Below are 261 nucleotides of genomic sequence, written 5' to 3'. Positions count from 1 at the left end.
CCATAAGGGGGTTCAAGTGGCTAAAGCAAATAATACCACTAACAAAGTTAACTTTACTGCAGGACGTGTAAAAACATTTAAATGTGAGGAAGGTAAAAAAGAGTCTTTTTTATGGGACGACGAGTGTAAAGGCCTAGCAATACGTGCATTTGCCTCGGGTAAAAAGACCTATGTTTTTCAGGCATGGATTAATGGTAAAACAAGGCGCGCGGTAATTGGCCCAGTTGATGCGTTTGATATTGACCAAGCCAGAGCCAAAGC

Annotated in this window: 1 protein-coding gene; it reads left to right on the top strand. The window is 41.8% G+C overall.

Annotated elements, in window-relative coordinates:
* Positions 1–16: 16 nt before the first annotated feature.
* Positions 17–261, top strand: a 245-nt coding sequence (locus R2R70_RS21125) for an Arm DNA-binding domain-containing protein (protein WP_410979070.1), incomplete at its 3' end; no start/stop codon positions are given.

The sequence above is a fragment of the Cobetia sp. SIMBA_158 genome (assembly GCF_046566945.1).
Classification (GTDB): domain Bacteria; phylum Pseudomonadota; class Gammaproteobacteria; order Pseudomonadales; family Halomonadaceae; genus Cobetia; species Cobetia amphilecti.
The sequence above is the reverse complement of the archived record's forward strand: the minus strand, read 5'-3'. Positions and strand labels throughout refer to the sequence as shown.